General features: G+C 62.8%; 2 protein-coding genes. One reads left to right on the plus strand and one right to left on the minus strand.

Annotated elements, in window-relative coordinates; translation table 11 throughout:
* Positions 1-444: hypothetical protein (locus tag VHL31_RS07000; RefSeq protein WP_329660490.1), on the minus strand; the 444-nt coding region annotated here is incomplete at its 3' end.
* Between the two features lie 582 nt (positions 445-1,026).
* On the opposite strand from VHL31_RS07000, the gene VHL31_RS07005 reads away from it, so the two are divergent.
* Positions 1,027-1,994, plus strand: a 968-nt coding sequence (locus VHL31_RS07005) for a glycoside hydrolase family 15 protein (protein WP_329660491.1), incomplete at its 3' end; no start/stop codon positions are given.

Here is a 1,994-nt window from a genome sequence, read left to right on the forward strand (position 1 = left end):
GATGGTCGAGTGCGAGGGGATGCCCAGGCAGATCGCGGTCGTCGTGCCGTCCACGATGCACTGCGAAAGGTTCTTCCGGCTGATCTGGGTGCTGTTGCCCCAGCTCGAGTTGGCACCAGGCATCCAGGCCCCACGGTCGAGCCGCCCATAGCCGGTGCTCGTGTTGGTGCCGAAGATCGCCGTCCAGTGCTTGGCGAAGTCTGTCTGGTTGACGATCTTGCCGGCCGCATCCGGGCGATAGTCCAGCGACAGCATGTTCCCGGACAAGCGGCGCTTGTCGGCCGGCAGCTGCGCCATGACCTGGCTGACCGAGGGCGCTGCCGTATGCCAGAAAAGATTGCTCGAGCTGTACTGCCCACCGCAGCGGGTTGCCGCCTGCGCTGTTTGCGCCCCGAGGGCCAGCACCGACACAAGCGCAGCGGCCACCAAGACTGACTTCAACATCTTGAACTCCCTGATTCTTCAGCAGAAGAAAATGTTCATTAGGAACAATTCATCTAAATAAAATATGTAGATTAACATAATATCTACGTCGACCGATCGGATATTATGACTTGCATGCTAGTGCATGTTTGGCTTTGCTGCCAAGGTTGTGTAGCCAGCCACAGCACTACTTGGATGTGGGCATCCGGCAGGCAAACGCGGAATACAGGCGGACGGTATTGTCGTGCCGGCGCAAGCCTCCGATCACGCTGTTCAAGCGGCCCGGTACGAGGACGACGCCAGCTGTCGCTGCGCCTGCTCTGCAGGCGCTCCCACAAGCGCGGGCTCATGAACCCGTTCGAGCAGATGAGCATGCCAGCTCATTGCCTTCGAACCCACCGATGACCCTTCTGCCGCGGGTGCCAGCCGTGTACAGCTTCCGTCTCGACCAGCCGAAGATGACAAGGTCACCAAGCTTGTTCCGCCAAGACCTCTGCTGGGCCGCTCGGAAACGACAATCGCCGAGACGGTGGCGCATACTAGGTGCCATGTCTCTGCCTGGGATGAGACCGCCATTGCCGCAACGACTGGAAGGACTCTTCCTTGGCCTCCCGTATTGAGGACTACGCCCTTATCGGCGACTGCGAGACCACAGCGCTGATAGCACGCGACGGTTCGATCGACTGGCTGTGCTGGCCACGCTTCGACAGCCCCGCCTGCTTTGCCGCGCTCCTTGGGGGGCCGGAGCATGGACGCTGGCTGCTCGCCCCCGTCGATGCCGCGCCGCGGGTTTCGCGCAGATACCGTGAGGGCGGCACGCTGATCCTCGAGACGGACTACGAGACGGCCGACGGCGCCATTACGATCATCGACTTCATGCCTCCGCGCAGTGCGGCATCGGATCTCGTGCGTATCGCGATCGGCCGGCGCGGGAAGGTGGCGATGCGCACCCAGTTGATCCTGCGCTTCGACTACGGCTCGGCGGTGCCTTGGGTGACGCACACCGAAGGCGGCAGCCTGCGCGCCATTGCGGGTCCGGACATGGTCGTGCTGCACGCGACGGTGCCGCTTCACGGCGAGAACCTGAGCACGGTAGGTGAGTTCGTCCTGGCCGCCGGGGAAGAGGCGAGCTTCGTGCTCGCCCACACGTCTTCTCACCAGATGTCGCCGGTACCGGTCGAACCACACGTCGCCCTGGACGAGACGGAACACTTCTGGCGTGCCTGGTCCAACCAGTGCACCTATGCAGGCGACTGGCCCGAGGCGGTACGACGCTCGCTGGTCACCTTGAAGGCCCTGACTTATGCGCCCACGGGTGGCATCGCCGCGGCTGCCACGACTTCCTTGCCCGAGCAGATCGGCGGTCCACGCAACTGGGACTATCGGTTCTGCTGGCTCCGTGATGCCACGCTCACCCTGCTCGCGTTGATCGATGCAGGTTTTCTGGAAGAAGCGCAGGCATGGCAGGAGTGGCTGCTGCGCGCGGTCGCCGGTAGCCCATCGCAGTTGCAGATCATGTACGGCCTTGCAGGTGAGCGCCAACTCCGGGAATGGGAACTCGATTGGCTGCC

The organism is Geminicoccus sp. (assembly GCF_036263595.1).
GTDB lineage: Bacteria > Pseudomonadota > Alphaproteobacteria > Geminicoccales > Geminicoccaceae > Geminicoccus.